This window comes from Gluconobacter sp. GP1 (assembly GCF_032913585.1).
GTDB lineage: Bacteria > Pseudomonadota > Alphaproteobacteria > Acetobacterales > Acetobacteraceae > Gluconobacter > Gluconobacter cerinus.
This window is the reverse complement of the sequence record NZ_JASGXC010000003.1, coordinates 472,157-489,690: the sequence shown is the minus strand read 5'-3', so window position 1 is coordinate 489,690 and position 17,534 is coordinate 472,157. Positions and strand designations below refer to the sequence as shown.

9 protein-coding genes are annotated in these 17,534 nt (G+C 55.1%); 3 read left to right on the top strand and 6 right to left on the bottom strand.

Features of this window, described 5'->3' with window-relative positions; all coding sequences use genetic code 11:
- Positions 1-738 precede the first annotated feature (738 nt).
- Both R5H23_RS10365 and R5H23_RS10360 read left to right on the top strand, forming a co-directional pair.
- Complete coding sequence (locus R5H23_RS10365) at positions 739-1,872, top strand: capsule biosynthesis protein (RefSeq protein WP_317215361.1); 1,134 nt, start codon at positions 739-741, stop codon at positions 1,870-1,872.
- 3 nt (positions 1,873-1,875) lie between these two features.
- A complete protein-coding gene (locus R5H23_RS10360) occupies positions 1,876-2,523 on the top strand; it encodes an ATP-binding cassette domain-containing protein (RefSeq protein ID WP_317215360.1) in 648 nt (215 codons plus the stop codon).
- Positions 2,524-2,586: 63 nt separating this feature from the next.
- On the opposite strand, the gene R5H23_RS10355 is transcribed toward R5H23_RS10360, so the two are convergent.
- The 3 genes from R5H23_RS10355 to R5H23_RS10345 form a co-directional block, all read right to left on the bottom strand.
- Entirely contained in the window at positions 2,587-3,717 is a 1,131-nt protein-coding gene (locus R5H23_RS10355; protein ID WP_317215359.1) for a polysaccharide biosynthesis/export family protein, read from the bottom strand.
- A 217-nt stretch (positions 3,718-3,934) separates the two neighbouring features.
- On the bottom strand, positions 3,935-4,567 hold the full coding sequence (locus R5H23_RS10350; RefSeq protein WP_317215358.1) for a hypothetical protein: 633 nt from the start codon (positions 4,565-4,567) through the stop codon (positions 3,935-3,937).
- Positions 4,568-4,577: 10 nt separating this feature from the next.
- The gene (locus R5H23_RS10345) at positions 4,578-5,603 is read right to left on the bottom strand and encodes a glycosyltransferase 61 family protein (protein WP_317215357.1); all 1,026 of its coding nucleotides are present in this window, start codon (positions 5,601-5,603) and stop codon (positions 4,578-4,580) included.
- Between the two features lie 208 nt (positions 5,604-5,811).
- On the opposite strand from R5H23_RS10345, the gene R5H23_RS10340 reads away from it, so the two are divergent.
- Positions 5,812-6,606 (top strand): ABC transporter permease, encoded by a 795-nt coding sequence (locus tag R5H23_RS10340; protein ID WP_317215356.1) that lies wholly within the window; start codon positions 5,812-5,814, stop codon positions 6,604-6,606.
- Positions 6,607-6,612: 6 nt separating this feature from the next.
- Here the strand turns inward: R5H23_RS10340 and R5H23_RS10335 are convergent, their stop codons facing one another.
- The 3 genes from R5H23_RS10335 to R5H23_RS10325 are packed head-to-tail and all read right to left on the bottom strand — an operon-like array spanning position 6,613 to position 17,524.
- Positions 6,613-8,199 carry a hypothetical protein gene (locus tag R5H23_RS10335; protein WP_317215354.1) on the bottom strand — a complete coding sequence of 529 codons (1,587 nt, stop codon included), beginning with the start codon at positions 8,197-8,199 and terminating at the stop codon, positions 6,613-6,615.
- 2 nt (positions 8,200-8,201) lie between these two features.
- Complete coding sequence (locus tag R5H23_RS10330) at positions 8,202-11,897, bottom strand: glycosyltransferase (protein ID WP_317215353.1); 3,696 nt, start codon at positions 11,895-11,897, stop codon at positions 8,202-8,204.
- Positions 11,894-17,524, bottom strand: a complete 5,631-nt coding sequence (locus tag R5H23_RS10325; protein ID WP_317215351.1) for a glycosyltransferase — start codon at positions 17,522-17,524, stop codon at positions 11,894-11,896. The genes R5H23_RS10330 and R5H23_RS10325 overlap by 4 nt, the downstream gene beginning before the upstream one ends.
- Positions 17,525-17,534 lie beyond the last annotated feature (10 nt).

Here is a 17,534-nt window from a genome sequence, read left to right as displayed (position 1 = left end):
TAGGTCGCTACCCCCGTACCGCGGGGGAGAGCAAGGTTAAAACCGTCGAGAGTGACATGAAGGCGAGATTGAACGGGCACTTGAGTTCCTTTGACGGCAACGGAAAATACACTACCAGATTGTTGGATCGTGGCGAGACGATGACTGTCATGTGAACGGTATATTAAGATACTATAGGTGCGAAGCGCGAGCTGTAGTCAGGGGTATTGAAATTTCTCGTACGCTCGTTGTCGAGCATAATGAAGTTTCAGCATATCGTTCTGTTTCTATTCAGCTGGACTATGCCTTCCGTGAAAGCCCTTCGAAAGGCGATAAATAAAATTCTCTGAGCTGTGAATTCCATGATAAAAAACTGTCTTTATTGCGACGAGTAACTATCACAGCCATGGTCTGACCGGCAGAGAAGAGCAGCGTTGTCAACTTTGGTCTTTTTTCAAAACAACTAGCTCCGGCTCGGATGCACCCTGAAAATCTAGACTATAATCGCAGACCTCACTCTATCTTCAAAAACACAGTTTTTTGGACATGTTATCCAACCATACCATTGTTAATAATGGTAAATTTTAGAGTCATTTGAATGTTTTAAAAAAAGAGTCTGATATCAAAGGAGGTTTTTTAGAAGTGTCTCATACCGGAGGTCTTCATAAACCATAACAGTGCTATATAGTGGAAAAAGCAGAAGTGTAAGGTAAGCCGATCTATATGAATAGGGTATCTTTAGGTTTCGAGAGTGATATTATGGCCAATGGACACAAATCTCCCGGCCGAGTAAAGCAGCTCATATTCTGGATTAAGCGTCGACCTGCTTTTCTGGGGGGGGTCATTCTCCCAACCGTGCTTGCGAGTGGTTATTATGGATTGGTGGCATCGCCACAATACCAATCGGAAGCAGAGTTCGTAGTGCGAGGACAGCCGTCCCAGTCACCTGGTTCTTTGGCCGGATTGCTGTCTGGGGGCAGCTCCGGAGGAACAGAAGATACCTATGTTGTACAAGAATACGTAACTTCTCGCGATGCGGCGCAACTGCTGCTCCGCACGCAGGATCTAGCGCGTGTTTTTGACAGGCCTGGTGTGGATGCTTTGGCGCGCTATCCGAATTTCTACTCGGGACTTACTTTTGAGCATTTCTATTCCTATTATCAGCGGCATGTGAAGGCAGAGTTGGATACGACAACTGGCCTGTCTACCCTACGGGTAAGGACATTCAGGGCTGACGATTCACAGAGGATTGCCAATGCGCTGATTGCTGCGGCCGAGCAACTCGTCAATGAAATGAATGCACGCCAACGGGAAAATACCATCTCGGCTTCTCGTAAAGAACGTGACCTTGCGATTGAGAGACTGCGCACCCTAAGTAGTCAGATTGATATCTACCGCAACGAAACTGCGATGCTCGATCCTCAACGTCAGTCCCAACCTCTCCTGACAGATATTGCGGGGCTGGAAACGATGAAAATGGCGACGCGTGTGCAGCTTGAGCAGCTCCAGCGTTCTACACCGGACAGTCCACTCATTCCCGTTCTCAAACGCAGAATGACAGCATTTGATCAGGAAATCGTCCATTCTTCTTCCCGTGTGACAGGGGGAAAGGATTCCTTCGTTCCCAAGATCAGTGGTTATGAGGATCTTCTTTTCCATCGGCAATTACTTGAGCGAGAAGTGAGTGCGGCTGATGCCGCCCTTGATGCCGCCAGGATCCAGGCGGACAGACAGCAGCTCTATCTTGAAGAGGTCACAAAACCCAATCGCCCAGATTATGCTGCGTACCCTCGGACCTTTGCCAATATGGCAATCGTATTTGCTACTACGCTAGCATTATATCTGATGGGCGCTCTTCTTGTGGCTGGTGCCCGCGAACACAAGAGCGTCTGACACATGCTGCGTTGTATCGACGTCATAAAGGATTACCCTGCCCATGGCGGTCAACGCCGGGTGCTGGACAGGGTGAACTTTACTCTTAACAGAGGTGAGAAGCTTGGTATCCTAGGGCGTAACGGCGCAGGAAAATCTACTCTGATTCGTCTAATTGGCGGGGTGGAGCCGATGACTGCCGGGCGTATCGAACGCACCATGACTGTATCTTGGCCACTGGCTTTTGGAGGTGCGTTTCAGGGGAGTCTGACCGGTCTGGATAACCTAAAATTCGTTTCACGGATTTACGATCTGGACTATGCCTACACCCGGGCGTTCGTTGATGACTTTGCAGAGTTGGGGCAGCAGCTTCTTGAGCCGGTCAAAACCTACTCTTCCGGCATGCGGGCACGGCTTGCCTTCGCCCTGTCCATCGTAATTGAATTCGACTGTTATCTGATCGATGAAGTTATCATGGTGGGAGATGCTCGTTTTCACAAGCGATGTCAGGATGAACTGTTCAACAAGCGCAGCGAGCGAGCCATGATCGTTGTTTCGCACGATATGGGCTTCATGCGTGACACCTGCGACAGAGTGAGTGTTCTTGATCAGGGTCATCTCAAGCCCTATGAGACGCTCGAAGAGGCAATCGCCATTTACGAAAACCTGTGAGCTGAGCGGGTGTATAATTCCTCTCATCCTGTCGGAATAGGGTGAGAGGAAATTTTGTCTTCATCAGCGGGCAAGCCAAGCTGCTGTAATCGCTGGGCTGATCAGTGTGCTGATAAGCTGCGTAAATTTATAGAAACGGTTGGTTTTTGCATTGGCGATGACAAGTACGTCATGACTCTTCATGGGGACGCGCTGTGCTGCGAAATATGACGTTGGATTCATGAGATCCAACTGATAGACGACTGGTACTCCAAGCGGCGTGGCAGGCGTTGTGACTTTCAGTGCTTTAGCCGTTTCTAAAGTCTCGAAACGAAACAAGAAAGCCGCATTTGGGTCCGCGCGACTGTCAGACGGGCCACCCACCCGGGCCAGAGCCTCCGCGAGGGAGACATGCGGAGATTTGAACGGCGTTTCTGTTGCTTCCCGCCCTGCGGCTCCGAATACCGTATAGGTGCGCGGCTGATAGATGACGTGCAATCTGTCTCCGGGACGGGCACGGATATCCTGAGCGGGATAGGATTCCAACGTTCCTAGATCAGTGGCTGCCGTATGCTCCCGGCGGACAAGTTGTACATGCGTATCCTCGGGCGGGTAGATGGCCCCTCCCGCAATGGCGATCAGGTCAGACAGACGTTCCTGGGCAGTACTTAACGTGACCCGACCCGGATGATGGACTTCTCCGGAAACAATGACCGTATTGGAAATGTCATTGGCGATTCGGACCATGACCTGAGGATTTTGGGACTTGCCAGCAAGTCCGGCACTAATCATCGCTGCAACAGCCTGTGGTGTCTTGCCTGATACATGCAGACGTCCTGCATAAGGAACAAGGATCGTCCCGTCAGTTTCGATCTCAGTCGGGGGCAGCGTTTCAGCGGTTACACCCGTGGCGCCTGCTGAAGCGGCCCCCATGCCGTTGGCCTGTGTAACCCCAGACAGGCTGCTTCCTGAGGAGAAAAGACCGTTTCCTAGTTCGAAGACCGTGATGGTCAGGACATCGCCCGCGCCCACCTGGTCATTCCGAGCCGGAGCATTGTCAGCCGTATCCAGCGAAGAAACGAACGGAGGAATTTCAGCCGCCAAAATTGCCGCCACAGTCGGTGTAACGGGCAGTACGGCAAAATCCAGAGGATTATGTTTTGTATCCCGTGCTGCCTCCAGAACACCACTCTCAGTCGGTCCGCTGTCCGGCATAGCACTACATCCCGCAAGAGCAAAGGTAAATGCATATATTATGCTTCGTTTGGCAAAACGGGCCGACCAGCGTGGGCACGACAGGCTGATACGCAGTACGGTCATATAAATTGAACCCTCGGGAAAATCCTTATCAGCGCGTTGTGTAGACATAGAGTGGACAGCAGGTCCAGCCTTTGAAACGTTTGTGACTGAAAGCATACCGACAGACGACGTCTCAAAAGTTTTTTATGCTTCGTCGATCAAGATACTGGCCATACTCAAACACCAAAAGACCATCGTATATATGAATGCTTTGCACGTTTTCGCTGAAGGCGTTGGGAGGGATTTCTTGTCCCGTATGATGAGCATGAATTTCGTCGATCAGATCCTTGGTGTATCCTAGTATTGTGCGTGGTTCTCCGAGGGATCCTTTATAATTATCCCAATATGACGTATAAGTATCTTCAATAAAATATAACCCGTTATTTTTAACTATAGAATTAAGATTCTCAAATCCTGAAATGGTCTCCTCAGGGAGGTGGGATCCATCATCTATTACTATGTCTGGGGCGCCAAATTCAATTATTAGCTGCTTTTTGAACGTGGAATCGTCTAGATTTCCGTTTCTAAAGGCGATCTGACCCTCATCTCTATTCCCATCGGTGAGGCAAATGATCTTGGAAAAAGCCCCTAAATAACGTGCCCACATCTTCGCCTGTGCCTGAGCATGCGGCTCATCAATAATCAGGAAGAGAATGCAGGGACGGTGTCTATAGGATGCAAGATATCGCTCATAAATTGAGAAGAAGTGTACGTTTTTTTCGATTTCACCGCTTTTGACGCTGGTGAATGCATCATACAGAGACAATGTATATTCCTCAGTCAATCATTGACAAAATTTCGTTCCCGATCCCTTTTGGGTCTTCAACGATACTATAAAGATTAAATCCTGAAGTATTTTCGTGTTGTATCGTTCCGGATTTTGGAAATAGATATCGACTTCTATTTTTTGCAGCTTTATCTATAAGTTTGAAATTACTGTTAAGAAGATTTGTAGGAAGAATACAGAAAATATTGTTCGGTAAATCGGAAAATATACTCATGTGAAATGCGGAAGAAGACGTCCCAATAATAGTCTGGCGTTCCCGGAACAAACAGATCTGGTCAGATAGAGACATGCTTTCCGGGCAGAAAATCTCTATACCTGCCTGCTGAAGAACATCGATGATTTCTTCTTCGTTTCCGATCTTGGTAACGCCGTTCTGCATCCGGTGTTTGCTAAGATAAGCTGGCGTTGCGTTAGAGCGAATGGGCCTCTGTCCAACAATGCGATCGCCAATCTTTCGCATCATTCTGCCATAAGCTTCGTGTACGAAATTCTGCTCCTCAAGGGAGGCTCTGGGAATCGAGAGATGACGAATCCGGACCGGAGTTTCGAACGTGGCGAAATCCTTAGCCTCAAGCGCTGCCCCTTTCCAGAGCTCGCGCCTGTAAGAAGGATTAAACCAGTCTGGAATTGCCCCATGACTATGGCAAAGAATTGGGGAGGTTTTTTCGTAGAAGTCCAGAAACCAGAGTCGTGACAAAGAACTGATCAGGAAATGTCCGAAGTGGTTTATGATCGGGCCACCATAGATATAATGATCTTCTGGCGCATACGGAACTTCGTCAAATTTTATATCTGTTGTACTGTTTCCGCATACGAGAGCGTGCTGCCCACGGAAGTACCCGGAACTGTCTATCAGACGTCCGTCGCGGGAGAAAATTCCCCACTGCCGATCGTTGTCGAGATGCACTCCTAGAGTAAACGGCACGAAGAGAACATCAAAATGCTCTTCTATCGACGGGCGTGAACGGACCAGATGATCGTTTCCCCAGATCGTGGTAACATCACGAAGGATCATGAGAAAATCCTTGAGGGGTCCGTAGGGTTCATGTCTGTCTGCAATTCTCTGTCGATTTTCCCGTGCTTCGAGGGGGCGAAATCCCTCTCCGCTTTTGTAAAGAGGAGCAACTATGGTAGACCGCCTCTTGAAAGGCAAGGTGCCGGAACAGTGCATTAGAATGCAGATCTGGAAATATTTTTCTCTACATTGGAGATGTTTCATTTACATGCGTCATTATCAGAACAGTCTTGCGTCGTTGATAAAACTCCAGATCAAGGTCATTGCTGCACTGATGATGCGTGAGCTTCACACGCGTTTCGGGCGAGAGAATCTGGGATATCTCTGGATTGTGGGCGAACCCATTCTGTTCTGTGCAGGTGTCGCGATCGCGTGGACTGCTATCCGTCCGGCCCATGAGCATGGTCTGCAGACAACGGCTGTTGTTATCACGGGCTATGTGCCCCTAACCATGTGGCGTCATTGTCTCATGGTGTCTATTCGGGCGTTCGAAGCGAACGGTAGCCTGCTTTTTCATCGGCAAGTCACACCTCTGGATATCATTACGGCGCGAAGCGTTCTGGAAATCAGCGGAACGATCATGGCCGGTTTGATCGTTTGTACTGGAGCCATCCTTCTGGGCTACATGTCTCCTCCCAAGGATGTGGGTCTGCTTTATGTCGGAATCGTCTATCAGGCCGCCTATTCGTATGCCACCGCCCTTCTTGTGGCGGCTCTAAGTCAGCGCTCTGAACTGGTGGAGAAATCTGTAAGCGTGTTTTCCTATCTCTCTTTGCCGTTTTCGGGGGCGTTCGCGTTTTGTAGCTGGCTTCCAGAGAAAGCCCGCGAAGTATTGCTGTGGTCGCCTTCCGTTAATAATATCGAAATGATCCGGGGAGGACAGTTCGGAGAAACGATCCACCCTTATTACGACATGGTTTATGATGCTTACGCGACCATCATTCTCCTGATTATCGGTCTCTCTCTGACCTTGCGGGTGCGACGATTTATATCAGTCGTCTGAACTCTGTTACTGCCCCGTCGCAGTCCAAACGATCTCACAATCATCTTTGCTGGCTGTGATGGTAAAGCCGACAGTAGAAACGCTCGTTACGACAGCTGCAGCGTTTTCTCCCTGAGCTTGTGCGAGAAGGACCGGTGGGGCGGAAAACCAACTTTGTCCCAAAGGTCGTTTGGGGAAAAAAAAGTCCGTGCGCCCCCGCTTTGCCTTTGTTTTTCCTTGAAGGCTCATCAGGCCGCCTGAGGTCATCTCGCCTCCGATCTCTCGTAGGGATGTCTGGCTGATCTGGTTTCCCCCGGCGTCGCGAACCTTTTCTCCGCCGGACCAGGCGGCCCAGAGGGTATCTACCTCGGAGAGCGTGTTACGTTTGTGATTTGGATGTGCCGGATCTGCGAATTCAAAAGCGCAATAGATCGGGGCATAGGACAGGACATTGGTATCGCGGGCACGGAAATTGTCAGAGCGTCCGTCGACATAAACGAGGGATAGGTCCGGTTCGCTACCCGCAAAGACGTCAAATTTCACGCCGTCCAGTAGGATATCCCCGCAATCGACAAAGCTCATATAACGCCGTCTTGGCTGCCTATCGGGAATGGGCAGGTTATCCACGTTGCGGTTGGCAATGTAGAAGCCGCCGCGAACGATGATGTTTCTGCAGTGGACCAGATCCAAAGCATATCCGAAGCCCTGCCAGTCGCATTCCATGAAGTACCATATGACGCTGCGATAGGTCTCATCAATGCTGTTCCGACGGTCCGGTGAAGCATGGACCCGCGACCGCACCATCCCCCAACCATTATAACAGGTGCAGGAATAGAAGCGCTGTCCTTCTAGCGGAGAGTGGATGTCATAGTCCCATCCCCAGCTGTAATTGGCGACCAGGACATTGATGAAGATATAAGTGAAGCATCCCTGTGTGAAATGGGGTTCGCTGATAATCTTGAAACCAGCCGCATCCTGCATTGCGAAGTCGGGCCCGAATACCGTCACGTTTTCGCAATGCCAGTTCCGTGGGCAGTTCACGATCGTGGCCCCCTGGCTCCATTTCCGCAGGGCGACGCCTTGCCACGTCATGCTTGCCTGTGGGGCTTCTGCAGCGAAATGGACGGAAATGCCCGTGCATCCACTGCCTTTCGGGTTACCGTCATCGAAACCGAGGTCCTGAAGCTGAAGATAACCCCTTGCTGGCTCACTGGACGTCCCGTGTGTCAGGATTCCCTTACCGCCCGTTTCCATCACCAGGACCGTCAGGTCCTGTCCTGCCCCCCGGATAGTAAGATTGCGGCCTTTCGTCTGTAGTGGCCCCGAAAGACAGATCGTCACAGCTGGAAGATCAAACAGGATGGAAGGGCACGCCATGTCCGGAGTGATGACGCTGCTTTCGTCGATGCATCCCTGCAGGACATGCAGGTCGTCTGTTCTCCCATCAAGAGCCGCGCCACGACGCCGGAGTTCGGCTTCATCAATTCGCAGTGACGAAACTCTCTTCTCCGCGGAGGCCGAAGCCGTGGCGAGGAAAGGCACCGCAAGACCCATGCCGACCAGTGCCCGGCGGCGGTTGACATCGGGATGTATACGGTCGGCTCGACGGGACATGTTTAGGTCTCTCCGGGTTGAAGAAGCTTTTCGTACAGAACGCCCAGATCCTGTGCCTGGTCGCGTGCAGTCCGGGATATTTTCAGTTCTGGAGCAGGCTGCCTGAAGCGGGTGGAGGACTCATCGATCAGCGTCAGGACACGGCGTAGATCTGCTGTGGTGGACACATCGATCCGAAAGCCATTGATATTGTTGTTGATGGTGTCACCGATAGCGCCTCGGTCCGATGCGATAACCCAGCACCCGCAAAGCGCGGCTTCGCGGGTGACGAGCCCGAAACTTTCCGGCCAGATCGAGGGAGCCAGCAGGACATCAATGCTCGCGTAGAGATCGGCCACTTCATTTTGGGACATTTTGCCGCGGAAAACGACCGGCGTCTGCCCAAAGACATCTGTCCGCTCGTCGCCAGGACACATCGCATGATCGATGGCCAGAAGTTCGAGATTGTGGAAACTTCCTTCCCGAAGGGCAATCTGGATCAGGTCCCATCCCTTGTGACGTGCCAGGCCTCCGATAAAGCCTAAACGGATACGCCCGGATTCTTCGCGGAGACGTGGACGGGGCGTAAGGGCGCTGACACCGTTTTCAATGGTCTGGACGTGATGGACCCCGGCAGCACGATAGAGTTCTGCAAACGCTTCCGAGACGGCCAGAACAGCTTTTGCGCCAAAGAGCCTGTCGCGCAGACTCTCCATGCGTGCCACGGCCTTTGCACCGCACCGTTCGAGGGTTTCAAGAGGCGAAGAGTAATTATAAAGTCGCGGCTGCCCGAGTTCGTCGATGACAAACTGTCGGTCCGAAATCCACCAAGCATCGTGAAGAGTGATGCAGTAGGGGATGCCCAGTTCAAGGAGCACATCAATGATGCCGGCGGTCAGGCGCTGGATGCAGTGGAAATGCACGAGGTGGGGACGGAATCGTTCGATCACCTTGCGGAATTGCGTGACCATATTGGGGTCTTCAGCGATACGGTCCTTGTCGTCTACATCCAGAGGGGCGACCGATGTGACGAGGATACCATCCTGCGCGTAAACCCGAAGTTTTTCGCTGTCGGGTTCGGCCTGGGAAGTAAAGACTTCGAACAGAAAGCGTTTGTCTTCCGGAGTGGAAAGGTCGCTGAGGTTGTCGTGGAAGACCCGGGTGGCTCCGCCGATGGCCTGGGGGGGATAGAAGACATTGACGCCGAGAATGCGGTGCCGTGCTGTCGTGTCTGACGGTGCCGCTCGTTCCATGAGTGTTTTGGCACGGCTGGCGAGCGGGGTGGCGCCGTAGGTGGTGAGGGCATGGGTATAGGCGGCTTTTCCGATCCGGGTCCGCAGTGCCTGATCTGCCACGAGCTGGTCCAGCGCCCGTACCCAGCTGTTGGTGTCCGTGGCGAAGAGAGCGGTCTCGTTCTCTTTGGCAACATCCCTGTAGCCGGCGGTGTCGCTAAGGACAGAGGGGATGCCGAACATTGCGGCTTCCAGCCATTTGATGCCGCTTTTTGTGTCGGTCGTGGGGGATTGGCCAAGGATGGCGAGATTGATGTCGGCCGAGGAGAGAAGGGACCAGTAGGCCTGCACATCCGGCAAAGGGGGAAGAAGCGTGATGTTTCCCCTCAGGTCCGTGAGAATGCTGTCCTCGGGCAGCTCGCCGACGATGCAGAGCCGGACCCGCTGGCCATATTTTTTAAGGATCCGCGCCAGGGCCGGCTCGAGCACGGAAACGATTTCTGAACGGTTTGCTTTCGTGTTGCTGCCATAGAAGATCGTCACGGGCTGATCGGGAGAGGGAGATTTGCTGCCGTGACGCCGCATTGCGATTGCATGCGCCTCTCCAAGGCCGTTCGGCTGGACGAAGACTTCGCCATTGTGATGGCGTCGCATCCGCTCAGCGAGAGGTTCTGTGGAGGCTATGGCGTATTCGCACAGGCTCAGGGCCTTTGCGAACAGCGGAGCGCCCAGTGCCAGGCCGTAATAGGTTTCCTGGCTGATGGTGCCGCCATAGGTCTCGAAGGGTTCAGGGTAGAGTTCGGCATCGAAAATCGGATCATCGATGTCGTAGAACGTGGTGAGGCCGAGGGAGCGGGCCAGATGGATGGCGTGGATGACTGCGGGCCATGCGGGCGTCCGGTAGAAGATTACGCTTTCAAAAGCGGAAATTCCTGCGGTGAAGGCATCGAGATCACTATCTACATTGAAAATTTCAACAGTGTACCCCGCAGTCAGCAGGTGATCCCGCCGTTGCTCCACACGATAAAGACGGCACTGGGAAAGGCTCATCTCGGCAACGATGGCAATCTTTCCGGTACGTGGCCTGAGTGCTTTTGGAAAAGGCAGCCGAAATGGGATCTCATTTAGGAAATCGTGAATGATATTCTGCCCGTCGGCTATGCGTCCGATTCGAGCTAACGCCAGTGCCTCTCTCCAGGCTTGCTGGAGGTCCTGTTCTTCCTGGGTTCTGAGCGTATGGCGCAGAGCAGGTTCGCCGGCATGTGACGCGCGACCTGCGTACAGAGTCGTTCGAGCTGCTTTCCGTTCGCCTAAATGGTCTTCGCAACGTGCCAGAACCAGATATGTCACGGCTGCTTCGTGAGGCTGGCGAACCAGATCCTTCAATAATGGAAGCGCCGATCCTTCCATGTTCTGTGAAGCCAGCATAAAGGCGAGTGCGCGCGTATTCTGACGGCAGGTTGGGACATGGAGATAAATTTTTTCCCGTAGTCGTCTGGCTCCCTTCTGATGAAGAGCGCTTCCCTTTTCACCACGGCATGCGATGGCGTGCAGGAGGGGAGCGTTGCGCGGTGTGGGCGTGACGGGGCGCTCGGGGTCGGTGAGGAGGTCGGAGATGAAGCCCTCAACCAGGGTGCGACGGGTATGGGTGGCGGCGTTTTCGTCCCGGAAGGCCGACGAGAGGAGGGGATCCACGTCTTCGAGCGTAGTGATCCGGTCGCCCAGAAGGCTCTGGATCCAGCGTTTTTCGTTCGCAGGGACGTGTTGTGCAATACCGGTGGTGAGCCAGTGTCGGTAAGCGCCGGCATCCGTGAAGGCGATGCCGTTCAGACGGAACCTGCGATAAAAATCGGGATCGAAACTCTCGATGAGGCTGAAGGGGAGGCATTTTGAAACACCGGACGTGCAGAAATGCCGCACGAGGTCCAGAGCTACAGGGGTTCTGAACATCTGGCGCACTTCAGGATTGATCTGCCAGTAGGCCCAAGGGTCGAATAGTTCCATCCCGGCGTGGCAGAAGCCCTCGCTGGTCCAGAGCGCGGTAATATCGGGTGTCACCCATTCCGGCTGTCGCCATGAACGCTTGGGCTGCTTCTGGCGCTCGCGCAGGGCAGCGATGTCCTCCGCCGCGAAGAGGGGGTCGCCGGAGATGCGCTGGCCTTCTTCCAGTGCGGTGAGGCTGTCGCGGAAATTGCCTGCGAGGGACAGTAGATGACCGAGTTGAAGCCAGCCATCGGGATCGTGCGGCGAGAGAAGAGTTGCCTGACGGTAGGCCTGTTCGGCCTGTGAAAGATCTCCCTGCTCCTTGAAGGCGTGGCCGAGCTGGATCCAGATATGCGCCAGCCCCGGATCGACCGTCAGCGCTGCTTGATAGGCTTGGGCGGCCTGTGCCCAGTTCCGGTCGCCGTTATGGGCGTTTCCCTGACGGATATGGTGATCCGCAGGGAGAGACGTCCGGAACAGTCGGTCGATCCGCCATGGTTTCATGGGCGGGAAGCCAGAAGGGTACGATAAAGGGACAGGATATCCCGCGCCTGATCATCGGCATGACGGAGCGGTGTGTCCGGCTGTGGGGGAGACGTCAGGTAACGTTCCGGGTCGGCGTCGATCATTTCCAGGACCCGGACGAGATCCGCGGGCGAGGTCGTATCGACCACGAAGCCATTTACGCCATCGACGATATCAGTGCCCATGGCGCCCTGATTGCTCCCAATGACCCATGCGCCGCACTGTGCGGCTTCGCGAGTCACCAGACCGAAGCTTTCCGGCCAAGTGGACGGGGCAAGCAAGATGTCCATGTCTCCATAAAGTGTGGCGATCCTGTCTGCTGGGACTTTGCCCCGGATGGTGACAGGCGTGCTACCCCAACGCGTTTCGAGCGGAGAGCCGGGATCTCGCGCATGTTCGAGAATGGTCAGGGAGAGGTTCTGGAAGGGCCGGCTGCGCAGCGCGGCTTCAACGAGATAGGCACCCTTGTGGTGCTCCAGTCCACCCAGATGGCCCAGTCGGACCCGACCCTTGCGGGTGGCACGAACGGGCGGAACCAGTGCCGATACGCCATTGGCGATCGTGGAAACACGGAATCCCGCCTGACGATAAATCTGCGCAAACTCCTCGGAAACTGCCAGTAGTTCCTGCGCGTGGCGTAGGACGCTGCGCAGCCGGGCCGCACGTTCGATGCTACGGGGTAAGCCTATCCGGTGTGAATAGGACTGTGTTGCCGGATCGACGCTGAGACGGGCCGGTTCCCCGTCTTCTTGGACTAGGAAAGGGAAGTCCGACAGCCACCATGCATCATGCAAAGTGATGACGTACGGGATGCCTAGTCTGCGGCATGCCTCGGCTACCGCGACGGAAAGGCGCGGCAGGCAGTGGATGTGAACCAGATCCGGCTTGAACAGGGTGATGATGCGGCGTGTCTGGGCATCGACTTCGGAATTGTAGGTCCGCCAGTCCATGTCGATTTCCTGGGGCGTAGCGATCCGGAAGACCGGTGCGCCTTTCCAGCTGTCAACGCGTGTGACGCCACGATGACTGTTCCCGTCATCAGATGCCAGGATCGCGAAATCATAATCGTCACCGGCGTGAGCCAGCATGTAGCCTGCATTGTCCGACAGGACGCGTGTTGCGCCACCGGTGGTCTGGGGTGGAGCGAAAAGATTGGCGAACAGGATACGTGGCCTGGCCTTGACGGCCGGAATCGCCCGAACGGGCGACCAGGCGACAGGCACCGGGGAAACAGCTTCCTCAAAGTGTGTACGGGCCGCGCGGGTGGCATCTTCCAGCGTCTGGGGCTGGCCGATCCAGGCTTTCAGGACTTCGGAAATCTGGGCCCATTTGGCATAGCCCGGTGTTGATGCGCTGCCCAGTGCGGGATTGTCCGAGAGCACGAGGCACGGAATGCCGGACCATGCTGCTTCATCCGCCAGCGAACGCTGGTCGCGGGGGATGTGGCGCAGGTCGAGGGCGATGGCACAGCGGCTCAGGGCGGCAAGGCGCTGATCCGATGTCAGTTCACTCCCAAGACGCTCGACACGCGCGGAATTGCGGATGGGAAGCGGAAGGGCGGCGTCGACGCCTTCCACAAGAAGCGAAACATCCGGATGGGTCTCGAGAAGGGTGTCGAGTGCCTTCAGGAGAGCCTTCTGTCCGATCCGTGGCGCATAGGCATCCTCGTCTGCCGTAGACACACGAACCGGTCGGCCCGCCAGAGAGCAGAAAATGCGGATTTTTCCCGGCGCTGTTTCTGCGGCAGCCGGCATGTCGGCGAGGGCGTCCATCAGCGTGGACACGCCAAGACGGGGACGCAGGCCGAGATCGTGAAAGCGGGTGATGAGGGAAGGCATGGTGAGGACCACGTCGTCACACATCGTGGCCGCATGGATCGAGCGCAGGGTCCGTCCGGTTTCCCGGCTGTCGCGGGATAAAAGGAAGTCGCTCCATGCCAGATCGGACAGGTCCGGGCCTTCGCCCGTGTTGTCCCGGCCCAGAGGTCCTGCCCAGTAGATGTTGCGCACGCCGAGGGCCTTGGCGCGCAGCAGGGTATCGACGATCAGGCCGTCGGTCTCAACCTCGTGGTACAGGGCGACGGAGGCGCCGGGCAGGCTTTCAGCGAACAGGGCGACCTGCTCACGAGAGAAGACGATAACCTGTCTCGCGTCCTCCGGTGCGACACGCAGCGATGCTTCCCAGCGGGTTCTTTCGGACAGTCCGGATCCCGAGAGGATGAGGATCGGCCCGTCTGTCCGGGCAACGGTCAGTGGGGCCGGGATGTCTATCGATGCCACGGTGGAAACAAAGGCGTTCATGAACGCGAGGAAGCGTGCGTCAGGGTGGGTTCTGGCCCGGATGTCGTCCTGCGTGATTCTGTCGTAGCTGTGGTGTGCGGCGTGATCGAACCAGCGCATGAAAAGATGGGTCCGGGCCTCGCGCCAGGGCTGCATCTCCTTCCAGGCTGCCTGGGCGGCGCGGAGATGCTCCAGGCCTTTTTCGTAGAAGCCGAGATCTGCCGACAGGCGGATGCAGTTGATGTGGCTCCAGCGGTTCGGTGTGTCTGTCTTCAGGCAGCGTGTATAGGCTTCAAGAGCTCCGTGCAGATCTCCCTGTGACTGAAGCCGGTCACCCAGTGTATGCCAGAAAACGCCGCGATGCGGCTCGACACGGGCGGCTTCGCGTAGACATTCCGTGGATAGATGCTGGTCGCCTGCTCCTTGGGCCCGTGCTGCGCGCCAGGTCCAGAGGTCTCCGGCGCCCGGGCCGCCCACCAGATCATCGCGCGGGGGCGCGGCGCTGGAAAGGAAGGCATCCAGCAGGTCGAGACGCGTGGATCGGGCGAAGCGCGCCCGGTCGGTGGCCTGAAAAAGATCCCAGTGGAAGGCCGTGGGGTAGGTCCGCTGGCCGATCATGTGCTGCAGGGCCCATTCCTCAGACGGGGCACGGTGCATGAGGCTGCCAGCCTCCAGCCAGTGGCGGTAGGCATCAACGTCGGACAGATCGGCCGCATCCGAGTACTGGCGGCGATAAAAGTCCGGGTCGAATGCCACGGAGACCGAGAGCGGGGCGATACGCTCGATGCCGCCTTTCAGGAAGGTCAGAATCGCTTCCGCCGCCGAGGCGGGCTTGCCGCACCATTCGAAGTTGAGCGCGCTGAATTCCTGTAGGTCCAGCATGGTGAACCACGGCGCGCTGATCGCACCCAGACGACGCAGAAGCAGAATCCGGGCGGGAACGCCACTCAGATAATCCTTTCGCTCGGCGTCACTTAGGGAAATCTCATTCGTGGCGAGGAGAGCCTCGAAGGCTTCGTCCAGACCGGGGAAATGATAATGGTACGGGCGCTTCTGGGCCGCTCCGATGTTGAGGTAATGCCGGGTGGCTGTCCACGAAACAGGCTGGGTGACCGGCAGATCGGGGTTGGCCATGAAATAGGCGCCAGCGTCGAAATCTCGCGGGAGACTCTGTTCAAGAGCAGCCTGTTCCCTTTTCATCATGACTTCCGACCCGTACCGGCCGACCAGTTTACCGTGAGTGAAGTAGTGATCTTCGAGGGCGCGGTCGTTGGGCAGGGCGCTCAGGTCACGATAGAAGTGGCGGTAGAACACCGGATCGAAAGCGTCCTGATTCCTGTCCGCCTGTTTGCCGCCTTTTCTTTCGGCGCCACTATGCGCAAGGGCGCGCAGTTTGTTGACGAGAGACTTTTGCTCGGTGTCTGCCTCGAATGCCGATTTTGTCCGTGCCATGCGTGATGCGACGAGGGAGCCGGGGATCCAGTAATCCTCCTGCTCGGCGCGATGGCGGATTTCCTCGTCTGAAAGCTCCGGCGCAACGAGGACGACGCTGCGGGTCTTCCCGCTCACGGCATCCACTTCGTACACGTCACTCAGCATTTGCTCGATCGTGGACTCGTCCGGGTTCAGGAAGCGCTCGATCAGGGGAGATGTGAACTGGGACCAGAACCCGACGGCGCTCATCCAGAGCAGCACGATATCCGAAGGGTCGGATGTAATAGTGTTGAGGATCAGATGGCAGGGATGGTGGGGATCCTCTTCCGCCGCGACGTCATAGGACGGCACGGTCCGGTCGCCGTCCTTGCGATAGCCGATTAGGGGGCCGTACAGCGGATGTTTGAAAAACATCTCCAGCCACGCAAAGCTGTCCTTCAGTTCGCTTGGGAGAAGACCATCATGCAGGATTACGTCTTTCTGAAAAACGACGTGTGGAAGTGCGGTTCGGGCATTTCCTGAATAGTTGGCATTACTGGAGATACAGTGGAAATGCAGTTGCGGAATTGATCCCCCTAAACCCTGCGGTCCTTCTTGAAGGAAGAAGGTGTTAAGGTCCCGCACTACTGTTCCGGAATACCCAACATCACAGACATGGACGCTGCGATGATCTAGAACGCCAGCATCTTTTAGATAGGATGCGGCCATGGCGCGCTTTTGAAGGAGGGACTTACGAATATCCTCGACCAGACCTGATGCTTCATAGGCGTCTAGGACCGTGAATGTGTCGGTCGAGGAGGCGTAGACCTTGTTTTTGTCTAAGGTAGAGGGCGTTGCGTCCACACCGAGCATGTCGGAAATCTGTCGGGCTGTTGCCTTGCCTTGATGTAGCCAGAACGCATGGCCGATCGATTGTAGAAGCCATTTATCCTGAAAATTGACGTTTAGCCAACAAGTGACGGCACGGCTGAAGAAAAGGTCTTCCGAGCGGATCGGGGTGAAAAAGTTGCGGAACAGCGGCGAGTTCCACTTTTCCAGCACCTTGTGAAGCAAGCAGCCGTCGCGGCTCAGAAAGAAAAGCCTGTCGCTGCGGTCACTTTGAGCGGAAAGCAATAGCTGGGAAAGGAAGAGTTTGGAAAGATCGCCGATTTCCATGTGGATATCGGGACGGCGACCATAGTCCGGACGTTGGATCCGGAGCAAGGGGGCATGAGCGACATGGATAGCACTGCCACCAAGGCTGGTGGGAACGGCGACGTCAGAATGTGTATTGTCGCCCAAGTGCAGGGTGTCTGCTGGGGAAATGCCAAACTGTTTCCAGACGTGGGAGAAAAGATTGCCTGAATGTTTTGTAAGGTTTTCGTGTGCGGACACGAAGACGCGATCAATATGCTGCGCCAGTCCTGTTTGTAGCAGAATGCCTTCGATCTCGGCCTGAGAGAAGTACATGTCCGAAATGGCAATGACTGTCTTACCCTGCGCCTTAAGCGCTGCGAGCATTTGGATGGCGCCGTCCACAGCATAGAGGTTCTGGCGATCAATTTCGTATTCGAAGGCAGCCACTTTCCTGCCCAACGTTAGGGCTTTTTCCGTATGGCCAATGCGGGCAGTGAAAAGGCGGCTCCAAACGGTCTCAAGGGTTGGTTCTTCGACACGTTCGTGTGCAGCGGTTTTCATCGCATTTGTGATGTCGTATCGCGTGAGCGTCAGAGCTCCCGGATTTTCCTTGCCGAATTGTCCCAGAAGGCTGAGAGCATAGGCACTCGTAAGATCATGAACCTCATTGACCTCTAAATATCGCCGATAGACGAGCGTATCGAAAATATCGAAGGAAATGAGGCTGTGGCTGACGTCGGTGGCATCGATTTCAGACAGGGAAAAAATTTTTTGCATTATAAAGTGC